This is a genomic window from Actinoplanes sp. NPDC048988 (assembly GCF_043197815.1).
Lineage (GTDB): Bacteria > Actinomycetota > Actinomycetes > Mycobacteriales > Micromonosporaceae > Actinoplanes.
Map to the genome: position 1 here is coordinate 567,248 of NZ_JBICTW010000003.1, position 19,287 is coordinate 586,534.

Below are 19,287 nucleotides of genomic sequence, written 5' to 3' on the forward strand. Positions count from 1 at the left end.
ATACGAATCGTATAACCGGCATGATGCACCCTGTTCCCCGCGTTGACAACGCATCAGCCCCAACTTAGCGTTCATATATGGACGTGATCGAGACTCTGCGCCGGTACACGCTGATCGAGACGCCGACCGGCGACCGCGCGTCACTCGACGCGCTGGCCGAGGTGCTCGAGGCCGACGCCGCCCGCGCCGGCTTCCACACCGGCCGTGAGGACGGCCATCTGCTCTGGTCCCGGCCCGGCCGCGCGGGCCGCCCGCTGCTGTTCCTGAGCCACTACGACACCGTCTGGCCGGTGGGCACGCTGCGCGACATGCCCTGGCTGGTCGAGGACGACACCATCAAGGGCCCCGGGGTGTACGACACCAAGTCCGGCCTCGCGGCGCTGCTGGCCGCCGCCTCGCGAGCCGGTCACGACGGGCCCGAGATCCGGGTGCTCGTGGTCGCGGACGAGGAGATCGGCTCCCCCACCGCTACCGGCCTGGTCCGCTCGGAGGCCGCGAAGGCGGCGGCCGTGTTCGGGATGGAGCCGCCACACCCCGACGGCGCCCTCAAGACCGGCCGTCGCGGCAGCACGCGGGCCCGGATCGAGGTGACCGGGATCGAGTCCCACGCCGCCCTCGACCCCGACGCCGGCGTCAACGCCATCGACGAACTCCTCGACCAGCTCCTGCGCGTCCGCGAGTTCGTCCGCCCCCGCCCGGTCCTGCTCAACGTCGGCACGATCGAGGGCGGCGGCCGCACCAACGTGGTCGCCGGCCACGCCCACGCCGACCTGGGCCTGCGCTTCCTCGACCCGGACAACGAGGAGGCCGTCCTGCAAGCCTTGACAGACCTGGTTCCCGTACGCGAGAGGGCCCGTGTCCGAAGCACCCTGCTGGCCCACCGCGCCACCTGGCGCCCGAACGAGGCCGGTGCGGCCCTGCTCGCCCGCGTAGCCGAGGTCGCCGCCACCATCGGCCAGTCCTTGGACGGCCGCCCCGCCGACGGCGCCGCCGACACCAACACGACGGGCGCCCAGGGCATACCCACGGTCGACGGCCTGGCCCCGCGCGGCGGAGGCGCCCACGCCCGCCACGAATGGGTGTCGGCGGCCGGCATCGCCGAGCGCGTCGCCCTGCTCGAAGCCCTGATCGGAGGCTGGTAGATGGCCAGGCTGATCCACCTGAACGGCCCACCGGGCATCGGCAAGTCCACCCTGGCCGCCCGCTACGCGGACAGCAGCCCCGGCACGCTGAACCTCGACGTCGACGCCGTGCACCGCCTGGTCGGCGGCTGGCAGAACGAACAGATCGACACCTGGCCGGCCGTGTGGTCCCTGGTCTGGGCGATGGCGGCGACCCACCTGACGGGCGGCCACGATGTCATCCTGCCCCAGTACGCAGCCGACCTCGACCGGATCGCCGAGTTCGAGCAGCTGGCCCACCGGCACGGGGCCGGCTTCCGCGAGGTGGTCCTGCTCACCGACCGGGAGGCGGCCATCGAGCGGTTCGAGCGCCGCGCTCAGGAAACCGGCGACCCGTGGATCCGCCACCACCACCGCCTCATCGAGCGGGCCGGCGGCGCGGCCGCGCTGAAAGCCATGTACGACAACCTGATCGAGGTCGTACGCCTGCGCCCAGGCACGGTTGTGGTGCCGAGCACCACCGGGGCGGTGCGGGAAACCTACGACCTGTTGGCGGCCACTCTGGAGATCTAGGGAAAACGGCTGTATGGAAGTTTTCCGATCTGGGCGGCGCCGCTCTGGTAGTAGGCGCGGGTGGCGATGAGCCGCTCTACGCCCTCGAGCTCCTGCGCCGCGATCAGTTCCGGCGAGTCGGACTCGGGAGCGCGGCGCCCTCGCGGGGCGGCCGCGAAGGTCAGGCCCGCGAAGGCGCCCAGGACCGCCGAGAGACACACCAGCTCCCTGCGAGAATGGCGAACAGTCCGAGCGTGAGGACCAGTCCCGCCTTCGACATCTGCCCGAGCAATTTCCACGCGTCCTCCGTCACGAAAATGATCAGCGTGGCCGCGAAGAGCGTGGGAAATACTTGGAGCATTCTCTCCAGGCTTCCGATGAGGCCAAATCGGATGGAACCCGCGACATGCAGCAGAAGCGGAACGGCAGTAGCGACGAGGGCCATGGCGGGCCACGCGACCGCAGTTGTCACGGCTATGACAATCCCCGTACGAAAGCCTCCGAAGACCCAGCCCGCGATGACGAACGCGACAAAGTAAATCCCGGCCCATCCCAGAGTGGATGCCCTCTTCGTACGCCACGGGCGCGTAATAATTCCCGGATAGGCTTCTTGTGCTGCGGCTGCTATGCCTACCGACAGACTGTAGACCAAGAGCGGCTCTAGTTGATGGCCTCGCATGATCTGGATCGTTTGATAGGTGAGGAGGGCAGCAGCCAGGGTAGCCGCTACCCGTCTGGCTTTTTGGCGATATCGGGTGTCATATCCGTAGCACAGCGTTCCCAGGCCGCCTGTGCGGAATTGGCCCTCGAAGGTGACCAGACATCTTGTCACCAGATCACGATCGGCCCGAGGCGCGGGATCTTCCGACGGTGAGGGGCCGGCGGGGGCGGGTGTGGACATCTTCGCCGCCCCTTCACCGATCGACGCACCGGGCTCCCTCATGGTCCGCCCCTCCGGCCGGCGATTAAGGGATGTGTCAGCGGGCCGACAACGCGCGTGTCAGTCCAGGGTCTGGATGTGGAGACCACCGAGGCGTCCAGCACCGCTTCGTGCTGGGTGAGTGAGCCGGCCCTCGACCGCCACGTCGCCGTCGCCGTCCAGACGGGTCCATCGCCGGGTTTGCCGCGCGCGGCGCGTCCCAGTCGAGCAGCGGCAACAGGTCGATCGCCGTCGCGCCGGGGCCTTCGCCGTCACCTGATCGGGTTTTCGGCGTGCGGCGATCGAGGTACATTGCCGACATTTCCGGTTCGTCGCCTCTAACGTCCTCAGCGTCACGTCGCCACGGCCCGGGGAGTACGCATGAGGAGAGTCCACCGTCTGCTGGCAGCGTCGCTGCTGATCGGTAGCGGCGCCATCGTCCCCGCCAGCACCGCCGCCGAAGCGGCGCCTGCGGTCACTCCGGCGCCGAGCGCTGCTCAGCTGAGCGGGGACGATCAGCCCGGAAGCGTGATCAGTTCCTCGCCCGCCGCCCTGCCCAAGGAGCTGGCCGCCGCCACCGGACGGTTCGTGAAGTATGTGACCACCGACGTCCGGGGCCGGCGCGTCCCCGCCACCGGCCTGGTGCTGACCCCGCGTACCAACCGCAAGGATCACGTCGTCGTCTGGGCGCACGGCACGACCGGGCTCGCCGACCGCTGCGCGCCCTCGGCCCACCAGGACGTCTTCTGGCCCGAGGCCCGCGCCGCCGTCGCCGAACTTCTCAGCCGCGGCTGGACCGTGGCCGCCCCCGACTATCCCGGCCTCGGCACCGCACAGCCGCACCCATACCTGATCGGCGCCGGCGAGGGCCGTTCCCTCATCGACAGCGTCCGCGCCGCCCGCCGGCTCAACCCTTCCCTGGGTACGCGCTACGCGATCGACGGCCATTCCCAAGGCGGCCAGGGCGCCCTGTTCGCCAACCAGCTCGCCCCTTCGTACGACGGCGACCTTCAACTGCGCGGCACCGCCGCCATCGCCCCCGTCTCCAACGTCGACGTCCTCGCCCCGCAGATCCCCGGCACGCCCGGGCAGGGATATCTGGTCATGGGTCTGTACGGCCTCAACGCCGTCGAGCCTTCGTTCCGCCCGGCCGACGTGCTCGCCGCGCCCGCCCGCCAGCGGGCCGGCGTGCTGGAGACCGGCTGCCTCAACGAGATCCTGGCCGCTTTCGCGCCGCTGACCGCCACCCAATTGCTCGACGGCGGCCAGCTTCCGGCCGCCTGGGTGACCAAGCTGGCCCAGTACGACAACCCGGCCCGGACCGCGCCCAGCGCCCCCGTCCTGATCGTGCAGGGCACCGCCGACGAGGCCGTGCCGGCCCCCGTGACCGACATCCTCGTGGACCAGCTCGACGACTACCGCCCGGTCCGCTACGACAAGCTGCCCGGCCAGACCCACGACGGCGCCGTGTTCGCCTCCACGGAGACGGTCGCCGACTGGATCGCCGACCGTCTCCGCTGACGGACCGGCGAGCGGTCAGACCCCGGCGGTGTCGAGGCGGGTCAGCTGATCGTCGCTGAGCTTCACGTCCAGCGCGGGCAGCATGTCCTCGAACTGTTCCGGCGTGCGCGGCCCGATCAGCGGCAGCACTCGCGGCGAGCTCTGGTGCATCAGCCAGGCCAGCACCAGCTGGTTCGGGGTGACGCCGGCCTCGTCGGCCACCTCGAGCAGCGCGGCCAGCCGGGCCTCGGTGTCCGGCCCGCCGTACGAGCTGAACACCCAGTGCTCGGCCCGCTTCTCCGCCGAGTCGTAGATGCCTTTCAGGATCGGCGAGTACGCCACCAGCGTCTGATCGTCGTGTTCGCGCAGGTAGTCGAGCTGCTCCCCGTCGACGATGGAGGCGCTGTCGGCGCCGGGGTTCGGCCGCAGATACGAGTGCTGCTGCTGGACGGCCACCGGCAGCGGCCACCCGTTGGCCCGGCACAACCCGCGGATCCGTTCGAGCCGCCACGTGCGTACGTTGGACCAGCCCAGGTGACGCACCTTGCCCGACCGCACCAGGCCGGCCAGGGCCTCCAGGGTTTCCTCGAGCGGCGTGTTCCGGTCGTCGACGTGCACGTAGAACAGGTCGACGTGGTCGGTGCCCAGCCGCTTCAGGCTCCCGTCGAGCGCGTGGCGCAGCGTCTGCGCCCCCGCGCCCTCGAAGGTACGGCGGGCCAGCTCCCAGTTGGCCGTGCCGTCCGCCGCCCACAGATCCGGCGAGTAGCGCGGCAGCGCCGTGGCCTTGGTCGCCAGGAACACCTCGTCCCGCCGGTTGCCCTGCCGCATCCAGCGCCCGAGCAGCTCTTCGCTCTCCCCGCCCCGGCTGTCCCGGCGAGCCCACCACTCGTAGCAGTTCGCGGTGTCCATGAAGGACCCGCCGACCTCGAAGTACCGATCGAGAATGCGGAACGAGTCCTTCTCGTCGGTGGCGTTGCCCATCTGCATGGCCCCCAGCGCCAGCCGGCTCACCTGCTGCCCGGTACGGCCCAATTCGATCGTCTGCATGCCGAGAACGCTAGGACCTCGAGCACACTCGAGGTCAACCCCGTTCGGCGGTACGGTTCGTGCCGGCACTACTTCCACACGCCGGCCTCGGGCGCGGCTGGGCAGTCGAGGGCGGGGTCACCGACGATGGGGAACTGGTCACGGCAGGCGGGCGACAGTGGGATGACCGCCGGGTGACAGGGGCGCGGGGCAGGGTCGGCGGCATCGGCGAGGACAAGGAGTTCCGATGTACGTCTTCCGATTCGAGTCCGGGTCGCGTCACTACGACCGCCGCGGCCGGATGCGTCACTACCGTGGATGCGCGGAGGTGACGCGATGACCGAGTTCACCGCGCACCCGGTGCGCGGGCGGCTCAACGCCGCTGTTTTCCGGAGCGTCGACGGGTACGCGGATTTGCTGTTCGGCCAGCGCAAGCGGGAGCTTTTCGCCGCGCTGCCCGACACCGTGGTCGAGATCGGGCCCGGTACCGGGGCCAACTTGCGGCATTACCGGCCCGGTACGCGGCTGATCGCGATCGAGCCGAACCCGTACATGCACGAGCCCCTGCTGGCCAACGCCCGCCGCCGCGGCGTCACCGTCGATCTGCGGGCGGCCGGGGCCGAGCACACCGGGCTCGGCGACGGCGAGGCCGAGGCCGCCGTCAGCACCCTCGTGCTGTGCACTGTGCCCGATCCGGCCGCGGCGCTCCGTGAGATCGCGCGGATTCTGCGGCCCGGCGGGCGGCTGATCTTCGTCGAGCATGTGGGCGCCGACTCCGGCAGCGGCTACGACCGGCTGCAACGGGCCGTCGCCAAGCCGTGGCGGTGGTTCTTCGAAGGATGTGAGGTCAGCCGCGACACCGAAGGGCTGCTGGGCGCCGCCGGGTTCGCCCGCCTGTCCGTGTCGCGTTATCGGCTGCGGTCGGTGTTCCTGCCGATCAACACGCAGATCGCCGGCGTGGCGGTGCGCTGATGCGGTTCGGGGTGCTCGGCGCGGTGCGGGCGTACGCCGCGGACGGCACCCCGATCCCGCTCGGCGACCGGCAGCGGGCGCTGCTCGCCGCGCTGCTGGCCCGGGCCGGGCGTACCGTCGCGGCCGACCGGCTGGCCGAGCTGATCTGGGGCGGGCAGCTGCCGGCCGATCCGGCGGCGGCGCTGCACAGTCAGGTGTCCCGGCTGCGCCGCGCGCTGCCCGCCGACACCCGGCTGGTCACCGAGTCACCCGGCTACGTGCTGCGGCTGGGCCCGGGTGACGTGGACGCCGCCCGCTTCGACGACCTGGTGGCCCGGGCCGCCCGGGAGCCGCCGGCCGCCGCCGCCCCGCTGCTGGAGGAGGCCCTGCGGTTGTGGGGCGGCGAGCCGTACGCCGAGGTCGCCGACTCGGAGATCGCCCGGCTGGAGGCCATCCGGCTCGGTGAGGCGCGCCTGCACGCGACCGAGCAGTGGCATCGCGCGCTGCTCGGGGCCGGGCGGGCCGCCCAGTCGCTGCCGGGCCTGGAGGCGTTCGTGGCCGCCCATCCGCTGCGCGAGCAGGCCCGCGATCTGTTGCTGCGCACCCTGTACGCGCTCGGCCGGCACGCCGAGGCCCTGGACAGCTACCGCGACTACACCGCGCGGCTGGCCGGTGAGCTCGGCTTGGAGCCGGCCGCCGCGATCCGCGACACGCACCTGCGGGTGCTGCGCCACGACCTGCCCCGCGAGGTGGGTTCGGCGCCGCCGTTGTCGCGGCTGCGCGCCGTGTATCTCTCCGTGCCGGGCGGGTACTCGATCGCCACCGCCACCCTCGGGGAGGGCCCACCGCTGGTGGCGTTGCCGGGCTGGGTGTCGGCCCTCGACGTGATCGCGGCCGGGCGCGATCCCCGGTCGAGTCTGCTGGAGCGGCTGGCCGGCCGGTGCGCGCTGACGCTGTTCGACCGGTACGGCACGGGATTGTCCCGGGGCCCGGTCGGCGACTTCGGGCTCGAGGCGTCGGCCGCGGAGCTTCTCGCGGTGGTCAGGCGGATCGGCGTACCCGCAAACGTCTTGGCCATGTCGGAGGCCGGCCCGCTGGCCGTGGCTCTGGCCGCCGCCCACCCCGAGCTCGTCGACCGTCTGGTCTTCGTCGGCACGTACGCGGACGGGCCCGCGACTTTCCGGCGCCCGGAGCTGAACGCCGCGCTGGTCGCCATGATCCGTACCCACTGGGGTCTGGGTTCGAAGGTCTTCGCCGACCTTTACCGGCCCGGCGCGAGTGACCACGCCGCCCAGCACCTGGCCGAGGTGCTGCGCGACTCGGCCGACCGGGAGGTGGCGGCCGCCTACCTGGAGGCCGCGTACGAGGCGGACGTCGGCGATCTGCTGCCCGGGATCACGGTGCCGGCGCTCGTGCTGCACTACCGTGGCGACCGGGTGATCCCGTTCGACGGGGGCCGGCAGCTCGCCGCGGGTCTGCCCGGCGCGCGGCTGATCGCGCTGGAGGGCCGCTACCACCTGCCTGACGCGGCCGACCTGGACCGCGTCGTCGACGAGATCGCCGGTTTCGTCGGCGCTTAGAACGGCGCCACGTCCAGCGTGCCGATCCCTCCCACCGCGTCGATTTTCAGGCCGCCCGAGGAGTCGTCCCCGCCGGCGCGGCGGGTGTCGCCGGGTGCCAGATCCTGGTCGCGGTCACCGTTGAGCTTCGACTCCCCCACGCCCTTGGCGACGATCAGCTTGACCGGAAACGATCCCTCGGTACGGATCTTCCAGCTGTTCACGCCGCCCGACATGCGCAGCGGGATCTCCGCGTCCTGCCGCGGCAGCGTCATCTCGAAGCTGTTGGCGCCACCCTGGAGGTCGAACGCGCCCACGCGCCCCTCGGCCATGGCGAACGTGGCCCGGCGTACCCCATGGGTGGTCTTGATGGTCCAGGCGATCCGCTCGTCGAGCACGACGTCGACGACGGCCTCGCCCTTCTTGTCGTTGGCCTTGGTGGTCAGGGTCAGCGTGGTGCCCTTGAGCGTCGCGTCCGGGGTCACGCTGCTGTCGTCGGGCGTGTGCACGCGGGCGATGCCGTTGGTGGGCGGCCGGCCGACCGACACGTTGAGCTCCCGCATGCCGCCGGCCAGCACGAACGTCCCCGCCGGGAAGGCCGGCCCCGGATCGGTGACCGCCGGCGACGACGGCGCCTTCGAGGTGGCCGCCGGTGAGGACGGGGCGGCGGTGGTGGTCGCGCCGGGGGTGGGTGAGGCGGGCGCCGGCTCGATCGACACCGGCGGGTTGGGCGACGGCACCACGATCTCCGGGCCGGTGGCGGGGGCGGGCGGCGCGGCGGCGGGCGGCCGGTCGGACGTCGTGGCCATGCGCAACAGCACCACGCCGGTGACCACGACCAGCACGACGGCCACGACCGCGCCGGCCACGAGGGCCAGGCGCGGCGGTTTCCGCTTCGGGGGGTACGGCTTCTCGCCGTCACCCTCGTCGTCCTCATCCTTCCTGGTGTCCGGCCAGTAGTCCGAGATCTTCGGCCATCCGGCGGTGTCGTCCAGTGTGGGCTGCTGCGGGCCAGGACCGTCCATGGCGTCGTCTCCTCGTGCGGGCGCCGTCAGCCCGGAGTACGGACACCGGCCCCGGATAGTTCGATCACGATCGAACGCGTGAAGAATCTTGCCATTGGCGTCCTTCGCCGTAAGAATGCCTTTTCGACAGCTTAAGAAAGTCTTAGCGCGCGCCCTCGGAGCGGAATTCTGATGACCGAAGATGATAGGGACGAGGGTCTGCGTGTCGGCGGTTGGGGCCCCTATCGCGACGCCTCCGGCCCCGGCTCCGCACCCTCCCCGCGGCCGGTTCCGCCGTTGACCACGCCGTCCCCGGGCGCGGCGGGCGACCTTCAGCGCCGGCTGCTGACCCTGCTCGGCGCCAACCCGCCGCGGCACTCTCTCGTCAGCACGCTGAGCGGCGGATCACCGCGGCGCGTACTGCTGGCCGGCGTCACCGCCGTCGTGATCGTGGCCGCCGGCCTCGTCGCCCTCACGGTCGGCGGCGGCGACGAGCCCACGCCGCCACCAGCGGCTCTGCTCGTCGTGCCCTCGTTCTCGCCGGCCGCGCCGGTGTCGATCCGGCCCGAGCCGACGCTGTCGCCGCCTCCGCCGCCGACGTTCGTGCCGCCGCCGACCACCCCGGTCCGGACGACGACCAAGCCGGTCGAGCGGGCCACGACGACGCCCCCGCCGCCGAAGCCGTCGTCGCCCCCGCCGCCTCCGGCTCCGGCCCTGGTACCCGGGGCGCGGGTCGCGCTCGAGGCCGCCGACCGGTCGGGACGCCGGCTGCGCCACCGCGACTTCCTCGCCCGGCTCGAGGTTCTCCGCTCCGAAGCCGACCGCGACAGTTCCCGTTTCACCGTCCGCAATGGTTTGAACGGGCAGGGCTGCGTCTCTTTGGAATCAGTTAACTATCCGGGCTATTTCTTGCGCCATCGTGACTTCATCCTGCGCCTGGACCGGCAGGACGGTTCACCATTGTTCCAGCAGGACGCCACATTCTGCCCGAAGCCCACCGGCCCGGCATTCATCTTCGCCGCGACCAATTACCCCACTCACGTCCTGGTCGCCGACGGCCGCGGCGTTCGCCTGGCCCAGGTCTCCCCCGGCCAGGCCACGGCCTTCGTCGTACGGAATCCCTAGTCGCTTCCCGCCTCGCCGAAGCTGGTGAACATGTCGACCAGCGACCGCGGCGCGTTGTCGTCGAAGATCAGCTCGAGGCTGTCGGCCGACTCCTGGGCGACGGCCTCGCTGCGCTCGAAGAGTTCCTTCTCGTACGCCGCAAGCGCTCCCTCGATGTCATCCGGACGGGCCGCGAGGGCCTTGCCGAGCTCGGCCCCGTCGACCATGGCCAGGTTCGCGCCCTCACCGGCGAACGGCGACATCACGTGCGCGGCGTCGCCGAGCAGGGTCACCCCCGGAATCCGATCCCAGCGGTGCCCGACCGGCAGCGCGTTGATGGTCCGCGGGACGAGAGCCCCGTCCGCGTCGCTGATCAGCGACCGCAGCTCCGGCGCCCAGTCGGCGAACTCGTCCAGCAGCACGGCCTTGCCGCGGCCGGCGTCGGCCCAGTCGGTCCGCTCGACCCAGTCCTTCGGCGTCGTGAGCGCGACGTAGACGTGCAGGCTGCCGTCGGCCTCCTTGTGGGCCAGAAAGCCCTTGCCCGGCGCCAGCGCGAACAGCATCCCGCCGCCGACCACCGAGGCCGGCACGGGGTCCACCTCACGATGGTCGACTTCGACGAACGAGATTCCCGTGTACGCCGGTTGCGCCCCCGACAGCAACGGCCGGATCCGCGACCACGCGCCGTCGGCACCGACCAGCAGATCGGTGGTGACCACCTCGCCCCCGGCGAAGCGCAGCTCGTGCCGCCCATCACCCAACGGCGTAGCGGCGGTGACCTTCCGGCCCCACTGGACGGTGCCGTCCGGCAGCGAGTCGAGCAGAAGCTGCCGCAGCTGTCCCCGGTCGACCTCGGGGCGGTTGCCGGCGCTCTGCTCGTCCGACTCCTCCATGAGCACGGTGTTGCGCTTGTCGAGCACGCGCATCGCCTGCCCGCCCTCATGAATGATCGCCTGAAACTGCTCGAAGAGCCCCGCGTCGCGCAACGCGACCTGCCCGTTGTAGTCGTGGATGTCGAGCATGCCGCCCTGGGTCCGGGCTGCCGCCGAGGCGTCCAGCTCGTAGACGGTGGCGGCGATCCCGTGCAGGTGCAGAACCCGAGCCAGGGTCAATCCACCCAGTCCAGCTCCGACGATGGCGATGTTCATAGTGCCCTCCGATGATTGGTAGAACGCGTTCGCAACGAACACGTTCGCGCCGGGTATACGGAACTGCGTCGTTCTGCCGAATTCAGCGTCCGTGGATTCAGCCCTCTCGAGTGGGGCCGAGGCCGTCGATGAGCGTTTCGAACGCCCAGCGCCGGCGCTGCTCGCCGGTGCCGGACAGGATCTCGTCGCGGACGCGCGCCAGATGGGGGTACTCGTCCGGCCGGGCCTCGGCGACCGCGACCGCCAGATCCTGCTCCTCGGCGTCCGCGTCGGCCGACTCGTCGCGCCCGGTCTGCTCGGCGGCCGTGGCCGTCGCCTGCTGCAACAGGATGTCGACCCCCCACGCGGCCTGCCGTTCGGGCAGCCCACCCGCGAGCAGCAAGCCGAGCAACGTGTCGATCAGCCGCAGATAGTGCGGCCCGGACGGCCGCAGCGTCAGCACCGAACGGGCCAGCCCCGGATGGGCGAACAGCAGATCGCTGTAGGCGGTGAGCAGCCCGACGAGCCGCTCCTGCCACGGCCCTCCGGCGGGTTGCTCGAGCCCGGCGACGAGCTCGTCCAGGATCGCCCCGTGCAGCTCGGCGGTATTCCGCACGTACACGTAAAGAGAGGCAGGCCCGGTATCAAGCTCCGCGGCCAGCCGACGCATGGTCAGCCGCTCCAGGCCTTCCTCCCGCATGACCCGCAGAGCAACCGCCACCATGCCTTCCCGGCTGAGCGCCGGCTTGGCGGGCCGATCACGCCGGCTGACCGGAACACGACGAGGACTCATAACACGATCGTAGCGAACGCGTTCGTCAAAAGCACCGCCTCAGGAGGAGACGCCGGTCTCACGTGAGATCCAGATCAGGGACCTCATCCCGCCTAGGAACGCCTGAGCCCAGCGCCGCGCACGACTCAGGAACGCCCGAAGTCGGCGGCGCGCCCATCCTTGGAGAATCGAAGCCCGCGCCAGCGCCCAGGGATGGGAGGGCGTGCCCGCCCAGGTCCAGCGTCTTGGCGGCCGGAATGGCGCCGCCGATGGCGTCGATCAGCGCGAACGCCACCAGCAGCATCTGCGGGCGACCCATGCCGGCGTCCCGCCGGTGGCTTAACGAATCGCCCGGGCGACCCCCTGAGCCGGCCGGTCATCCAGCTCTCGGGTGGTCTCCCGGACGATTCGCCCGCTCCGCGCGCGGCAGCTGCCGTTACCGCGAACGGAAGATCATCAGGACTGCGACGGTAGCGGTACGTGCAACTCTTTCGCTGCGATTTCCCGTACGGACCACACCTTCGCGGCACCCGTAGCTCACGCGGCCGGGCCCAGCGGCACCCCATCGGCCCGTCACAGGTTCTTGGCCATGTTGCGCCCGGTCTCGCTGAACCCCAGCTGTTCGTAGAGAGCCCGCGCACCGGCGTTGTGCGCGAAGACGTGCAGCCCGATCCGGCTCAGCCCGTTGTCGTGACACCACCGCTCGGCCGCCACCATGATCGCCCGCCCGTATCCCCGCCGACGCAGGTCCGCCTCGACAGCGACGTTGTGGACGAAGGCGGTGTCCCGCTCGACCTTCACCCAGAGGAACCCGACCCGACGGTCACCGTCGTAGGCGAACCACAAATGATTTCCGGCGGTGGCAAGCCCTTCCGGAAGCAGCCGCGCATACGTCTCGGCCGCGTCCCGCACCGACTCTTCCGCCGACCGGCCCGAGGAGGCCGCGCTGCGCGCATAGTGCGCCTCCGCCTCGACCCGCCACGGCCCGTACTGCTCCTGAGTCATCGGCACCAGCCGGACAGTCCCCATGCCCGACAACCTACCGACCCCACAACGCTCGTTCGATCCGCGCTCGTGATGCACGACGGCGGCGCCCGAGGGGTCAGGCGTGGTGACCGGACGGTCCCGCACCGAACGATCGGTAGGCATGGGCGGCCGCCGCCCCCAACCGCAGATACCACAGGCGCCCGTCCTCCCCCGCGTTGTCGTACGACGTGTAGGTGACCGATTGAGCAACCAGCGACAGCAGGTATTGGCGGTGAAACATCGCTTGGTCCCGGCTTTCGACCTGCTTGACAGCTTCGAGGCGAACGGAGTTCACCACGCGCTCCAGGGCGGTGCGAGGGGTGGCCGTCGCCGGAGCTGCCGAGGTGAGCGCATCGACAAGGGACGGGACAGCGCCGGACCGCACGGCCGGAAATATGAGGGACAGCAGCAACGCGGCGACGTCTCGTGACAACGGCGCCCGCGGATCGAAGGCGGAAAGATCAATGAGCCGGATGCCCTCGAAGTCGAGTTCGCCGTCAGGTGTCCGGGAAACGATGATGTTGTCGACGTGCAGGTCACCGTGGGACCGGCCGGCCAGGAATTCCACCGCCCCCGCCAGTTCGGACGTCAACTGGAAACGGCGGGCCAGGTCAGGCAATCCCGCCCGCACGTCGCCGGCCCGGGCATCGGGGATCAGTCCCGCGTCTCGCGCCCAGGTGTAAGCCGATCGGCCGCGATCCAGGACGCCCCTCAGCTCCGCCGCCAGGAACTGCTCCACGCTCGACGTGCGACGCTCCCGGGAAGTGGGTGAATTCCAGTCGCCGAGCACCAGACGGATGGTGGCGACGCCGCCGTCCAGACGGGCGGCGCCCGGCAGCTGCCCCAGTGTCACCGCGGCGGTGAGGGAGCTCGACGAATCGAGAAACATGAGAACGCGACCGTCGGCCAGGGCGACCGGCGGGTAGATCTGACGGAAAAGGTGCCGGGTGGCGAAGACCGGAGAATCCCGCCAGGCGCGCTGGTGGTTCGCCGGCTCCCGGGCCGGACTGCCCGCCGAGCACACCTTCACCAGCAGGTCCGCCGACAGCCGCTCATGGGCCGGTACGACGATGTGGAGCCTGACGAGCAACGCACCACTTCCGCCTCGCCGGCGCCAAGGCGCCGCCGGCACCGTCGCGACAAAACCTTGATCGCGTGCCCATGCTCGAACCGCCCGGGTCACGTGCGGGTCGTTCAGATACCGATCAAGGCCGCCGACCTGTTCGAAGGTGCTCATCAAAGTCAAACTCTAGCAATGGGGTTCCGCGATTCACGACATTGACACTTACGGGTATGGAACGCCATGGCCGGCATGGCCTAGACTGCTGCCATGTCTTCGCCCGACCCGCCCACCAAAAAGCTTCAGGTGAGCCGCGAAGGCCAAAGCGCCCTGCGCGCCATGTCAATTTCGCATCGACGGGTTCGCCTACTTTTCGGGGCTCGGCTATTGATTTCAGCGGGCATTGCGGTCACGGGCGCCGTATTGACGATCAGATCGGTTCCGGCGACGTGGGTAACCCTTGCCGGTGCGGCCTGGGCCGCCATCAACTCGGTCGGATTGACATGGTGGGCGGACGCCGAACTTCAACGGGCCGCGAAGCTGCAGGAGAAGTTCGAAGTCGAGGCCTTCAGGCTGCCTTGGAACCACGTCGCCGCCGGGCCGGAGGTCAGGTCGGCCGACCGGAGCGCCCTGAGCCGGAAATTCAAGAAAGGACGCATAGACAGCGACTGGGACGACGTACCCGCCTTCGATCCGCCCTTCGACGTCCTCGCCCGCCAATTGACGAACCTTGTGTGGGGAGCCCGCGTTCGGCGGAGGTACGCCAACGTCGTCGCTGTCGTCATAGGCGCGTGGACCCTCGCCGGGGCCGTTGTCGGCGTTGCGGGCGGCTTCACGGTCGCTCAGATCTTCGTCGGCTGGTACGTTCCCTCACTCGGCGGTCTGCTGTTCGGTCTCGAATCGATCCGGCAACAATTGGCAGTCGCCAAGGAGAGGGAACGCGTCGCCGACTACGCCGAGAAGCAGATATTGGAAGCTGCTCGACGGCCCCTGGATCCGGCACTGCGCGCGTCGCTGGTGACACTTTCCCGGCAACTTCAGGACGTCTTGTTCAGAACGAGGAACAGGGCTCCCCGGGTGCCGAAGTTCCCGTTCTACCGGTTGTCGTACGAACGCGACAAACTCAATTGCCGCGAGTGTACGCGCGGCGTGGCCGACGCTCTGGCCACGCTGTCGCCGGCGCCATGACGGAGAGGTCGGTCCCGGTCGGGCCCGGTGACGTGTCGGCGGCGGTGTCGCGCGTCTGAGCCGAGCCGGGTTCGTATGGTGTGGTCATGAAGAGTGTCGATGCCGGTGTGCTGTCCGTCGCCTATCTCGAGGACGGGCCGGCCGGCGGCTGGCCGGTCGTCCTGTCGCACGGGTTTCCCTACGACGCGCACGCCTACGACGAGGTCGTCCCGGTGCTCGAGTGGGCCTTCGACGAGGCGACGTTCGCCCGGACCGCCCCCTCGTTCGGCAATCCCGACTTCGTCGACGTCGTCGTCCACGCCTACCGGCACGCGCTCGGCCGGGCCGCCGGCGATCCGGCCTACGAGGACCTCGAGGCCCGCCTCGCCGCGCGCCCGAAGATCACGGTGCCGGCGGTGACCCTGGACGGCGCCACCGACATCCTGAAGCCCGGCGGCACCGCCGGGCACGCCTCCATGTTCAGCGCCCGGCACGAGCACCGTCTGGTCGCCGCCGGCCACAACCTGCCGCAGGAGGCGCCCGCCGCCTTCGCGGAGGCCGTGGCGACCGTACGCCAATGGTCGTAGGCCTCGAAGAACGCTACGGCGACACGCGGGCGGCCGGCAGCGCGTCGTGGACTTTGTGCAGGAGGTCCTGACGGGTGAAGGGCTTTTCGACGAAGGGGATGCCGGGGTCGAGGACCCTCGTCTCGCCGAGCAGGCCGTTGCTGTATCCGGACATGTAGACGACCGGGAGGGCGGGGTCGCGTTCGTGCAGGAGCTCGGCCAGGCGGGGGCCGGACATCTCCGGCATGATGACGTCGGTCAGCAGGGCGTCGCAGCCCTTGTCGGCGAACAGTTCCAGGGCGTGCGGGGCACTGTCGGCCAGCAGCACATGGTATCCGGCGGCGGTCAGGATGCGGGTCACCACCCGGGCCAGGTCGATCTCGTCCTCGACGACCAGGATGGTGCGGCCGTCGCCCGATGGCGGGGCCGCCGGCCGTACGGTCACCGCCGCGCCGGCGGAGTCGGCGGCCAGCGGGAGATAGATGCGGAAGGTGGTGCCCACGCCGGGCTCGGAGTAGACGTTCAGGGCGCCACCGGCCTCGGTGACGATGCCGTAGACCGTCGACAGGCCCAGCCCCGTACCCCGGCCCCGGGGTTTCGTGGTGAAGAACGGCTCGAAGATGCGCTGGACCACCTCGGGCGGCATGCCCTCGCCGGTGTCGCTGACCTGAAGGCGGGCGTAGCGGCCGGCGGGCAGGGCCGGCTGCATCTTCACCTCGTCGCCGTCGAGCTCGGCGGTGCCGGCCTCCAGCACGAGCGCGCCGCCGTCGGGCATCGCGTCGCGGGCGTTGAGGGCCAGGTTGAGCAGGATCTGCTGGAGCTGGCCGGGGTCGGCGCGCACGATGACCGGCTGCTCCCCGGGGCGGGCGGCCAGGGTGATGTGCTCGCCGATGGTGCGTTCCAGCATGTCGCGCACCTCGGCCAAGGCCCGGTTGAGGTCGACGTCCTGCGGCTGCACCGTGTCGCCGCGAGTGAAGGTGAGCAGCTGCCGGGTCAGCCCCATGGCCCGGTCGGCCGCCGTGCGCACATGGTTCAGGTCGGCCTGGACGCCGGGATGGCCGGCGCTCTCCTCGATGGCGAACTCGGTGTAGTTCACGATGATGGCCAGGATGTTGTTGAAGTCGTGGGCGATGCCGCCGGCCAGCTTGCCCAGGCTCTCCATCCGCTGGGCCTGATGGGTGCGCTCCTCGAGGGCGCGCTGCCGCTCGGCCGCCTCCCGGGCCTGGCGGATGTCGCGGGCCACCACCGAGACACCGGTGACCCGGCCGAGGTTGTCGCGGATCGGGGCCACGTTCAGCGAGACCTCGACCGGCGTGCCGTCCTTGTGCAGGCGCCGGGCCTCGTAGTAGACGCCACGTTCGCCGGCGGCGATGCGTTCCCGCACCTCCGTCTGCCGAGCGAGGCCGGCGTCGTCGGTCAGCAGGGAAGCCGGCCGGCCGACGATCTCGTCGGCGCGGTAGCCGAACAGCCGCTCGGCGCCGCCGTTCCAGGCGGTCACCCGCCCGTCCAGGCCGAGGCCGATGATGGCGTCGTCGGTGTACTCGACCACGGCCGCCAGCGTCGAGCGAGCCTCGGCCAGGCGGCTCTGCTCGCCCGGCGAGACGTACATGGAGCCCCCGCCGAGCAGGACGCCGTAGCTGCGGCGCAGCGACCAGTAGTAGACACCGACCCCGGCGGTCAGGGCGTCCCACACGGCGAGCGGCCAGCCCGGCAGGTGGCCCGAGTGGTCGAGGATCGCCCGGTACACCGACCACGCGTGCAGACCGTGCCCGATCGCGCAGCTGAAGAAGATGAGCGCGGTGGCCAGGGCCAGCCGGTTCGTGCGCAGCTGTCCCGCCCGGCTCACGGGCACCACGATGGCCACCATGATCCCCGCGTAGGCGACCATGATGACCAGGTTCGCGAGCAGGTACAGCTGCTCCGGCACGTTCGTCCTATCGGCCGCCGGGCGCCGCAGTTGAGGTGGCGACCGAGGCGAGGATCTCGCCGGCCCGGACGGCGCCGGCCGAGAGCAGGGTGGCCGTTATCCCGTGCGCGTGTTCGGTTCCGCCCTGCAGGTAGACGCCGGCCTTGAGATCCGGGTCGGTGAGCAGGCGGTAGTCGCGGCCGGCGCGCAGCAGGTCCTCCTCGTCGCGCAGGCAGTGCTTGCCCGCGGTGCCCAGCAGCCGGGTCACGTCGACCGGGCGGTAGCCGGTGGCGTAGACGATGGCGTCGGCCTCCAGGGTGGTGAGCTCGCCGGTGGGCAGGTGCTCGACCACGGCGGTCACGCCGTCGGCGCGTGGCGTCAGGCCGGCGATGCGGGAGGCGCGCCTCATGCGGAGACGGTCACGGCCCAGGACCCTTTCCCGGTACGTACGGCGGTACAGCTCCTCGATGAGGTCGCCGTCGACCACCGAGTAGTTCGTGTTGCGGTGGTAGTCGAACAGCATCCGTTTCACGTCGGCCGGGGCGTCGTAGTACAGGTCGACGGCGGCCGGGTCGAAGATCTGGTTGGCGAAGCTGCTGTCGTCGGCGGGACTGTAGCCGTACCGGAAGAAAACGCTGTCGACCTCGGCCGTGGGGTAGCGGGAATGCAGGTAGGCGACCGATTCCGCGGCGCTCTGCCCGGCGCCGACGACGATGAAGCGTTGCGGTTGCGGCACGTCGAAGGACGCCACCCGATGGAGCAAATCGAGGTTGTGCCAGACGCGCGGCCCGGGGGTGACGTCGGGCGGCAGGCTCGATTCCAGGCCGACCGCCACGACGACGTTGCGGGCCCGGAAGGTGCCGCGCGGGCTGATCACGTCGACCGCCCACGCCTCACCGTTCTCGTCGTGGACGGGCACCACGTCGGTCACCGTGTGGCCGTAGCGGACCAGGTGGCCCACCCGGCGGGCGGCCCACGCGAAGTAGTCGTGGAACTCGACGCGCAGCGGGTACATCGACTTGAAGTTGATGAACTCGGCGAGGCGGTCGTGGGCGTGCAGGTACGACACGAAGCTGAAGTCGCTGGCCGGGTTGCGCATGGTGACCAGGTCCTTGAGGAACGACACCTGCATGGTGGCGTCCTCGAAGAGCATCCCCCGGTGCCACCCGAAATCCTCCTGCTTCTCCAGGAAGACCGCGTTCAGCGGGGTGTCGTGTTCTTCGACGGCGATGGCCAGCGCCAGGTTCGACGGGCCGAAGCCGATGCCGACGAGGTCGTACACCAACATGTCTTTGCCTTTCAGAGGAAGGTGGCGATCTCGGAGGCCGTGCCGACCACACCGCACCGGTCGGCGACGTGCCGCAGCGCGTCGCGGTGGTGGGCGGGGCTGAAGTCGGCGACGGCGTCGGCGACGACGAACGGCTGGATGTCGCGCATGAACGCGTCGAGGGTGGTGGCGAGCACGCCGATGTGCGCGTAGACCCCGGTGACGATGAGCTGGTCGCGTCCGTCGAGCAGGTCGGCCAGGGGGGTGCCGACGAAGGCGCTGTAGCGGCGCTTGGTGATCCGGACGTCGCCCGGGCCGGGCGTGAGGGCGTCGGTGATGGCCAGCGCGCTCTCCGACGGCGGCGGCCCGTCGCCCCAGAAGTCCTGCAGCAGACCGCGTTCGGCGAGGCTCTGCCCGCCGGGCTGGGCCGAGAAGACGACCGGCATGCCGGCCTCGTGGGCGTGCTTGCGCAGCGCCGCGATGTTGTCGACGACCCGGGCCAGGAGGGCGTGGTCGGCCGTGCCGAACGGGGCCAGGAAGTAGTTCTGCATGTCGTGCACGAGCAGGGCGGCCCGGTTCGGGTCCGGTTGCCAGCCGACGCGGGCGTTGTGCACGGAGAAACCGGTGGGGAGGGGGTACGGGGTGATGCGCGGGAGCATG

At 70.7% G+C, this 19,287-nt stretch carries 20 protein-coding genes; 8 read left to right on the forward strand and 12 right to left on the reverse strand.

Annotated features, from left to right (window positions below; all coding sequences use genetic code 11):
• The first annotated feature begins 77 nt into the window (after positions 1 to 77).
• Together ACGFJ7_RS13545 and ACGFJ7_RS13550 are read left to right on the forward strand one after the other, a co-directional pair.
• The gene (locus ACGFJ7_RS13545) at positions 78 to 1,142 is read left to right on the forward strand and encodes a M20/M25/M40 family metallo-hydrolase (protein ID WP_392642324.1); all 1,065 of its coding nucleotides are present in this window, start codon (positions 78 to 80) and stop codon (positions 1,140 to 1,142) included.
• A complete protein-coding gene (locus ACGFJ7_RS13550) occupies positions 1,143 to 1,694 on the forward strand; it encodes an ATP-binding protein (RefSeq protein ID WP_360258078.1) in 552 nt (183 codons plus the stop codon).
• Here ACGFJ7_RS13550 and ACGFJ7_RS13555 read toward each other — a convergent pair.
• Together ACGFJ7_RS13555 and ACGFJ7_RS13560 are read right to left on the reverse strand one after the other, a co-directional pair.
• On the reverse strand, positions 1,691 to 1,894 hold the full coding sequence (locus tag ACGFJ7_RS13555; protein WP_392642325.1) for a hypothetical protein: 204 nt from the start codon (positions 1,892 to 1,894) through the stop codon (positions 1,691 to 1,693). The two genes, ACGFJ7_RS13550 and ACGFJ7_RS13555, sit on opposite strands and share 4 nt — an antisense overlap.
• Complete coding sequence (locus ACGFJ7_RS13560; protein ID WP_392642326.1) at positions 1,855 to 2,616, reverse strand: hypothetical protein; 762 nt, start codon at positions 2,614 to 2,616, stop codon at positions 1,855 to 1,857. Before ACGFJ7_RS13560 ends, ACGFJ7_RS13555 begins: the two co-directional genes overlap by 40 nt.
• Positions 2,617 to 2,973: 357 nt before the next feature.
• Here ACGFJ7_RS13560 and ACGFJ7_RS13565 point away from each other — a divergent pair, with 357 nt between their 5' ends.
• The gene (locus ACGFJ7_RS13565; RefSeq protein WP_360258082.1) at positions 2,974 to 4,113 is read left to right on the forward strand and encodes a lipase family protein; all 1,140 of its coding nucleotides are present in this window, start codon (positions 2,974 to 2,976) and stop codon (positions 4,111 to 4,113) included.
• Between the two features lie 15 nt (positions 4,114 to 4,128).
• Here ACGFJ7_RS13565 and ACGFJ7_RS13570 read toward each other — a convergent pair whose 3' ends face one another.
• Entirely contained in the window at positions 4,129 to 5,139 is a 1,011-nt protein-coding gene (locus ACGFJ7_RS13570; protein ID WP_392642327.1) for an aldo/keto reductase, read from the reverse strand.
• 315 nt (positions 5,140 to 5,454) lie between these two features.
• Between ACGFJ7_RS13570 and ACGFJ7_RS13575 the strand changes: the two genes are divergently transcribed.
• Both ACGFJ7_RS13575 and ACGFJ7_RS13580 read left to right on the forward strand, forming a co-directional pair.
• Positions 5,455 to 6,090, forward strand: a complete 636-nt coding sequence (locus ACGFJ7_RS13575; protein WP_360258087.1) for a class I SAM-dependent methyltransferase — start codon at positions 5,455 to 5,457, stop codon at positions 6,088 to 6,090.
• Entirely contained in the window at positions 6,090 to 7,649 is a 1,560-nt protein-coding gene (locus ACGFJ7_RS13580) for an alpha/beta fold hydrolase (protein ID WP_392642328.1), read from the forward strand. The genes ACGFJ7_RS13575 and ACGFJ7_RS13580 overlap by 1 nt, the downstream gene beginning before the upstream one ends.
• Here the strand turns inward: ACGFJ7_RS13580 and ACGFJ7_RS13585 are convergent.
• Positions 7,646 to 8,653 (reverse strand): hypothetical protein, encoded by a 1,008-nt coding sequence (locus tag ACGFJ7_RS13585; RefSeq protein ID WP_392642329.1) that lies wholly within the window; start codon positions 8,651 to 8,653, stop codon positions 7,646 to 7,648. The two genes, ACGFJ7_RS13580 and ACGFJ7_RS13585, sit on opposite strands and share 4 nt — an antisense overlap.
• Positions 8,654 to 8,824: 171 nt before the next feature.
• On the opposite strand from ACGFJ7_RS13585, the gene ACGFJ7_RS13590 reads away from it, so the two are divergent.
• Positions 8,825 to 9,757 (forward strand): AbfB domain-containing protein, encoded by a 933-nt coding sequence (locus ACGFJ7_RS13590; protein WP_360258094.1) that lies wholly within the window; start codon positions 8,825 to 8,827, stop codon positions 9,755 to 9,757.
• On the opposite strand, the gene ACGFJ7_RS13595 is transcribed toward ACGFJ7_RS13590, so the two are convergent.
• From ACGFJ7_RS13595 to ACGFJ7_RS13615, 5 genes are all read right to left on the reverse strand, one after another.
• The gene (locus ACGFJ7_RS13595; RefSeq protein ID WP_360258096.1) at positions 9,754 to 10,884 is read right to left on the reverse strand and encodes an NAD(P)/FAD-dependent oxidoreductase; all 1,131 of its coding nucleotides are present in this window, start codon (positions 10,882 to 10,884) and stop codon (positions 9,754 to 9,756) included. The two genes, ACGFJ7_RS13590 and ACGFJ7_RS13595, sit on opposite strands and share 4 nt — an antisense overlap.
• A 97-nt stretch (positions 10,885 to 10,981) precedes the next feature.
• A complete protein-coding gene (locus tag ACGFJ7_RS13600) occupies positions 10,982 to 11,656 on the reverse strand; it encodes a TetR/AcrR family transcriptional regulator C-terminal domain-containing protein (RefSeq protein ID WP_392642330.1) in 675 nt (224 codons plus the stop codon).
• Between the two features lie 58 nt (positions 11,657 to 11,714).
• Positions 11,715 to 11,954 (reverse strand): hypothetical protein, encoded by a 240-nt coding sequence (locus tag ACGFJ7_RS13605; RefSeq protein WP_392642331.1) that lies wholly within the window; start codon positions 11,952 to 11,954, stop codon positions 11,715 to 11,717.
• 254 nt (positions 11,955 to 12,208) lie between these two features.
• A complete protein-coding gene (locus ACGFJ7_RS13610; protein WP_360258105.1) occupies positions 12,209 to 12,664 on the reverse strand; it encodes a GNAT family N-acetyltransferase in 456 nt (151 codons plus the stop codon).
• A gap of 73 nt (positions 12,665 to 12,737) precedes the next feature.
• The gene (locus ACGFJ7_RS13615; protein ID WP_392642332.1) at positions 12,738 to 13,898 is read right to left on the reverse strand and encodes a hypothetical protein; all 1,161 of its coding nucleotides are present in this window, start codon (positions 13,896 to 13,898) and stop codon (positions 12,738 to 12,740) included.
• 93 nt (positions 13,899 to 13,991) lie between these two features.
• Between ACGFJ7_RS13615 and ACGFJ7_RS13620 the strand changes: the two genes are divergently transcribed.
• On the forward strand, positions 13,992 to 14,909 hold the full coding sequence (locus ACGFJ7_RS13620; protein WP_392642333.1) for an S-4TM family putative pore-forming effector: 918 nt from the start codon (positions 13,992 to 13,994) through the stop codon (positions 14,907 to 14,909).
• A gap of 86 nt (positions 14,910 to 14,995) precedes the next feature.
• On the forward strand, positions 14,996 to 15,475 hold the full coding sequence (locus tag ACGFJ7_RS13625; RefSeq protein ID WP_392642334.1) for a hypothetical protein: 480 nt from the start codon (positions 14,996 to 14,998) through the stop codon (positions 15,473 to 15,475).
• Between the two features lie 13 nt (positions 15,476 to 15,488).
• Here the strand turns inward: ACGFJ7_RS13625 and ACGFJ7_RS13630 are convergent, their stop codons facing one another.
• Genes ACGFJ7_RS13630 through ACGFJ7_RS13640 form a run of 3 tightly spaced genes read right to left on the reverse strand, consistent with a single transcriptional unit; the run spans position 15,489 to position 19,286 of the window.
• Positions 15,489 to 17,381, reverse strand: coding sequence for an ATP-binding protein (locus ACGFJ7_RS13630; RefSeq protein ID WP_360258114.1), 1,893 nt, complete (start codon positions 17,379 to 17,381; stop codon positions 15,489 to 15,491).
• A 7-nt stretch (positions 17,382 to 17,388) separates the two neighbouring features.
• Complete coding sequence (locus ACGFJ7_RS13635; protein ID WP_360258117.1) at positions 17,389 to 18,648, reverse strand: SidA/IucD/PvdA family monooxygenase; 1,260 nt, start codon at positions 18,646 to 18,648, stop codon at positions 17,389 to 17,391.
• Positions 18,649 to 18,659: 11 nt separating this feature from the next.
• Complete coding sequence (locus ACGFJ7_RS13640) at positions 18,660 to 19,286, reverse strand: isochorismatase family protein (protein WP_392642335.1); 627 nt, start codon at positions 19,284 to 19,286, stop codon at positions 18,660 to 18,662.
• Position 19,287 lies beyond the last annotated feature (1 nt).

Excerpts from the sequence above, each read along its gene's own strand:
- ACGFJ7_RS13545 (WP_392642324.1), top strand. The coding sequence starts at position 78 with ATGGACGTGATCGAGACTCTGCGCCGGTACACGCTGATCGAGACGCCG.
- ACGFJ7_RS13550 (WP_360258078.1), top strand. The coding sequence starts at position 1,143 with ATGGCCAGGCTGATCCACCTGAACGGCCCACCGGGCATCGGCAAGTCC.
- ACGFJ7_RS13560 (WP_392642326.1), bottom strand. The coding sequence starts at position 2,616 with ATGAGGGAGCCCGGTGCGTCGATCGGTGAAGGGGCGGCGAAGATGTCC.
- ACGFJ7_RS13565 (WP_360258082.1), top strand. The coding sequence starts at position 2,974 with ATGAGGAGAGTCCACCGTCTGCTGGCAGCGTCGCTGCTGATCGGTAGC.
- ACGFJ7_RS13570 (WP_392642327.1), bottom strand. The coding sequence starts at position 5,139 with ATGCAGACGATCGAATTGGGCCGTACCGGGCAGCAGGTGAGCCGGCTG.
- ACGFJ7_RS13575 (WP_360258087.1), top strand. The coding sequence starts at position 5,455 with ATGACCGAGTTCACCGCGCACCCGGTGCGCGGGCGGCTCAACGCCGCT.
- ACGFJ7_RS13580 (WP_392642328.1), top strand. The coding sequence starts at position 6,090 with ATGCGGTTCGGGGTGCTCGGCGCGGTGCGGGCGTACGCCGCGGACGGC.
- ACGFJ7_RS13585 (WP_392642329.1), bottom strand. The coding sequence starts at position 8,653 with ATGGACGGTCCTGGCCCGCAGCAGCCCACACTGGACGACACCGCCGGA.
- ACGFJ7_RS13590 (WP_360258094.1), top strand. The coding sequence starts at position 8,825 with ATGACCGAAGATGATAGGGACGAGGGTCTGCGTGTCGGCGGTTGGGGC.
- ACGFJ7_RS13595 (WP_360258096.1), bottom strand. The coding sequence starts at position 10,884 with ATGAACATCGCCATCGTCGGAGCTGGACTGGGTGGATTGACCCTGGCT.
- ACGFJ7_RS13600 (WP_392642330.1), bottom strand. The coding sequence starts at position 11,656 with ATGAGTCCTCGTCGTGTTCCGGTCAGCCGGCGTGATCGGCCCGCCAAG.
- ACGFJ7_RS13605 (WP_392642331.1), bottom strand. The coding sequence starts at position 11,954 with ATGGGTCGCCCGCAGATGCTGCTGGTGGCGTTCGCGCTGATCGACGCC.
- ACGFJ7_RS13610 (WP_360258105.1), bottom strand. The coding sequence starts at position 12,664 with ATGGGGACTGTCCGGCTGGTGCCGATGACTCAGGAGCAGTACGGGCCG.
- ACGFJ7_RS13615 (WP_392642332.1), bottom strand. The coding sequence starts at position 13,898 with ATGAGCACCTTCGAACAGGTCGGCGGCCTTGATCGGTATCTGAACGAC.
- ACGFJ7_RS13620 (WP_392642333.1), top strand. The coding sequence starts at position 13,992 with ATGTCTTCGCCCGACCCGCCCACCAAAAAGCTTCAGGTGAGCCGCGAA.
- ACGFJ7_RS13625 (WP_392642334.1), top strand. The coding sequence starts at position 14,996 with ATGAAGAGTGTCGATGCCGGTGTGCTGTCCGTCGCCTATCTCGAGGAC.
- ACGFJ7_RS13635 (WP_360258117.1), bottom strand. The coding sequence starts at position 18,648 with ATGTTGGTGTACGACCTCGTCGGCATCGGCTTCGGCCCGTCGAACCTG.
- ACGFJ7_RS13640 (WP_392642335.1), bottom strand. The coding sequence starts at position 19,286 with ATGCTCCCGCGCATCACCCCGTACCCCCTCCCCACCGGTTTCTCCGTG.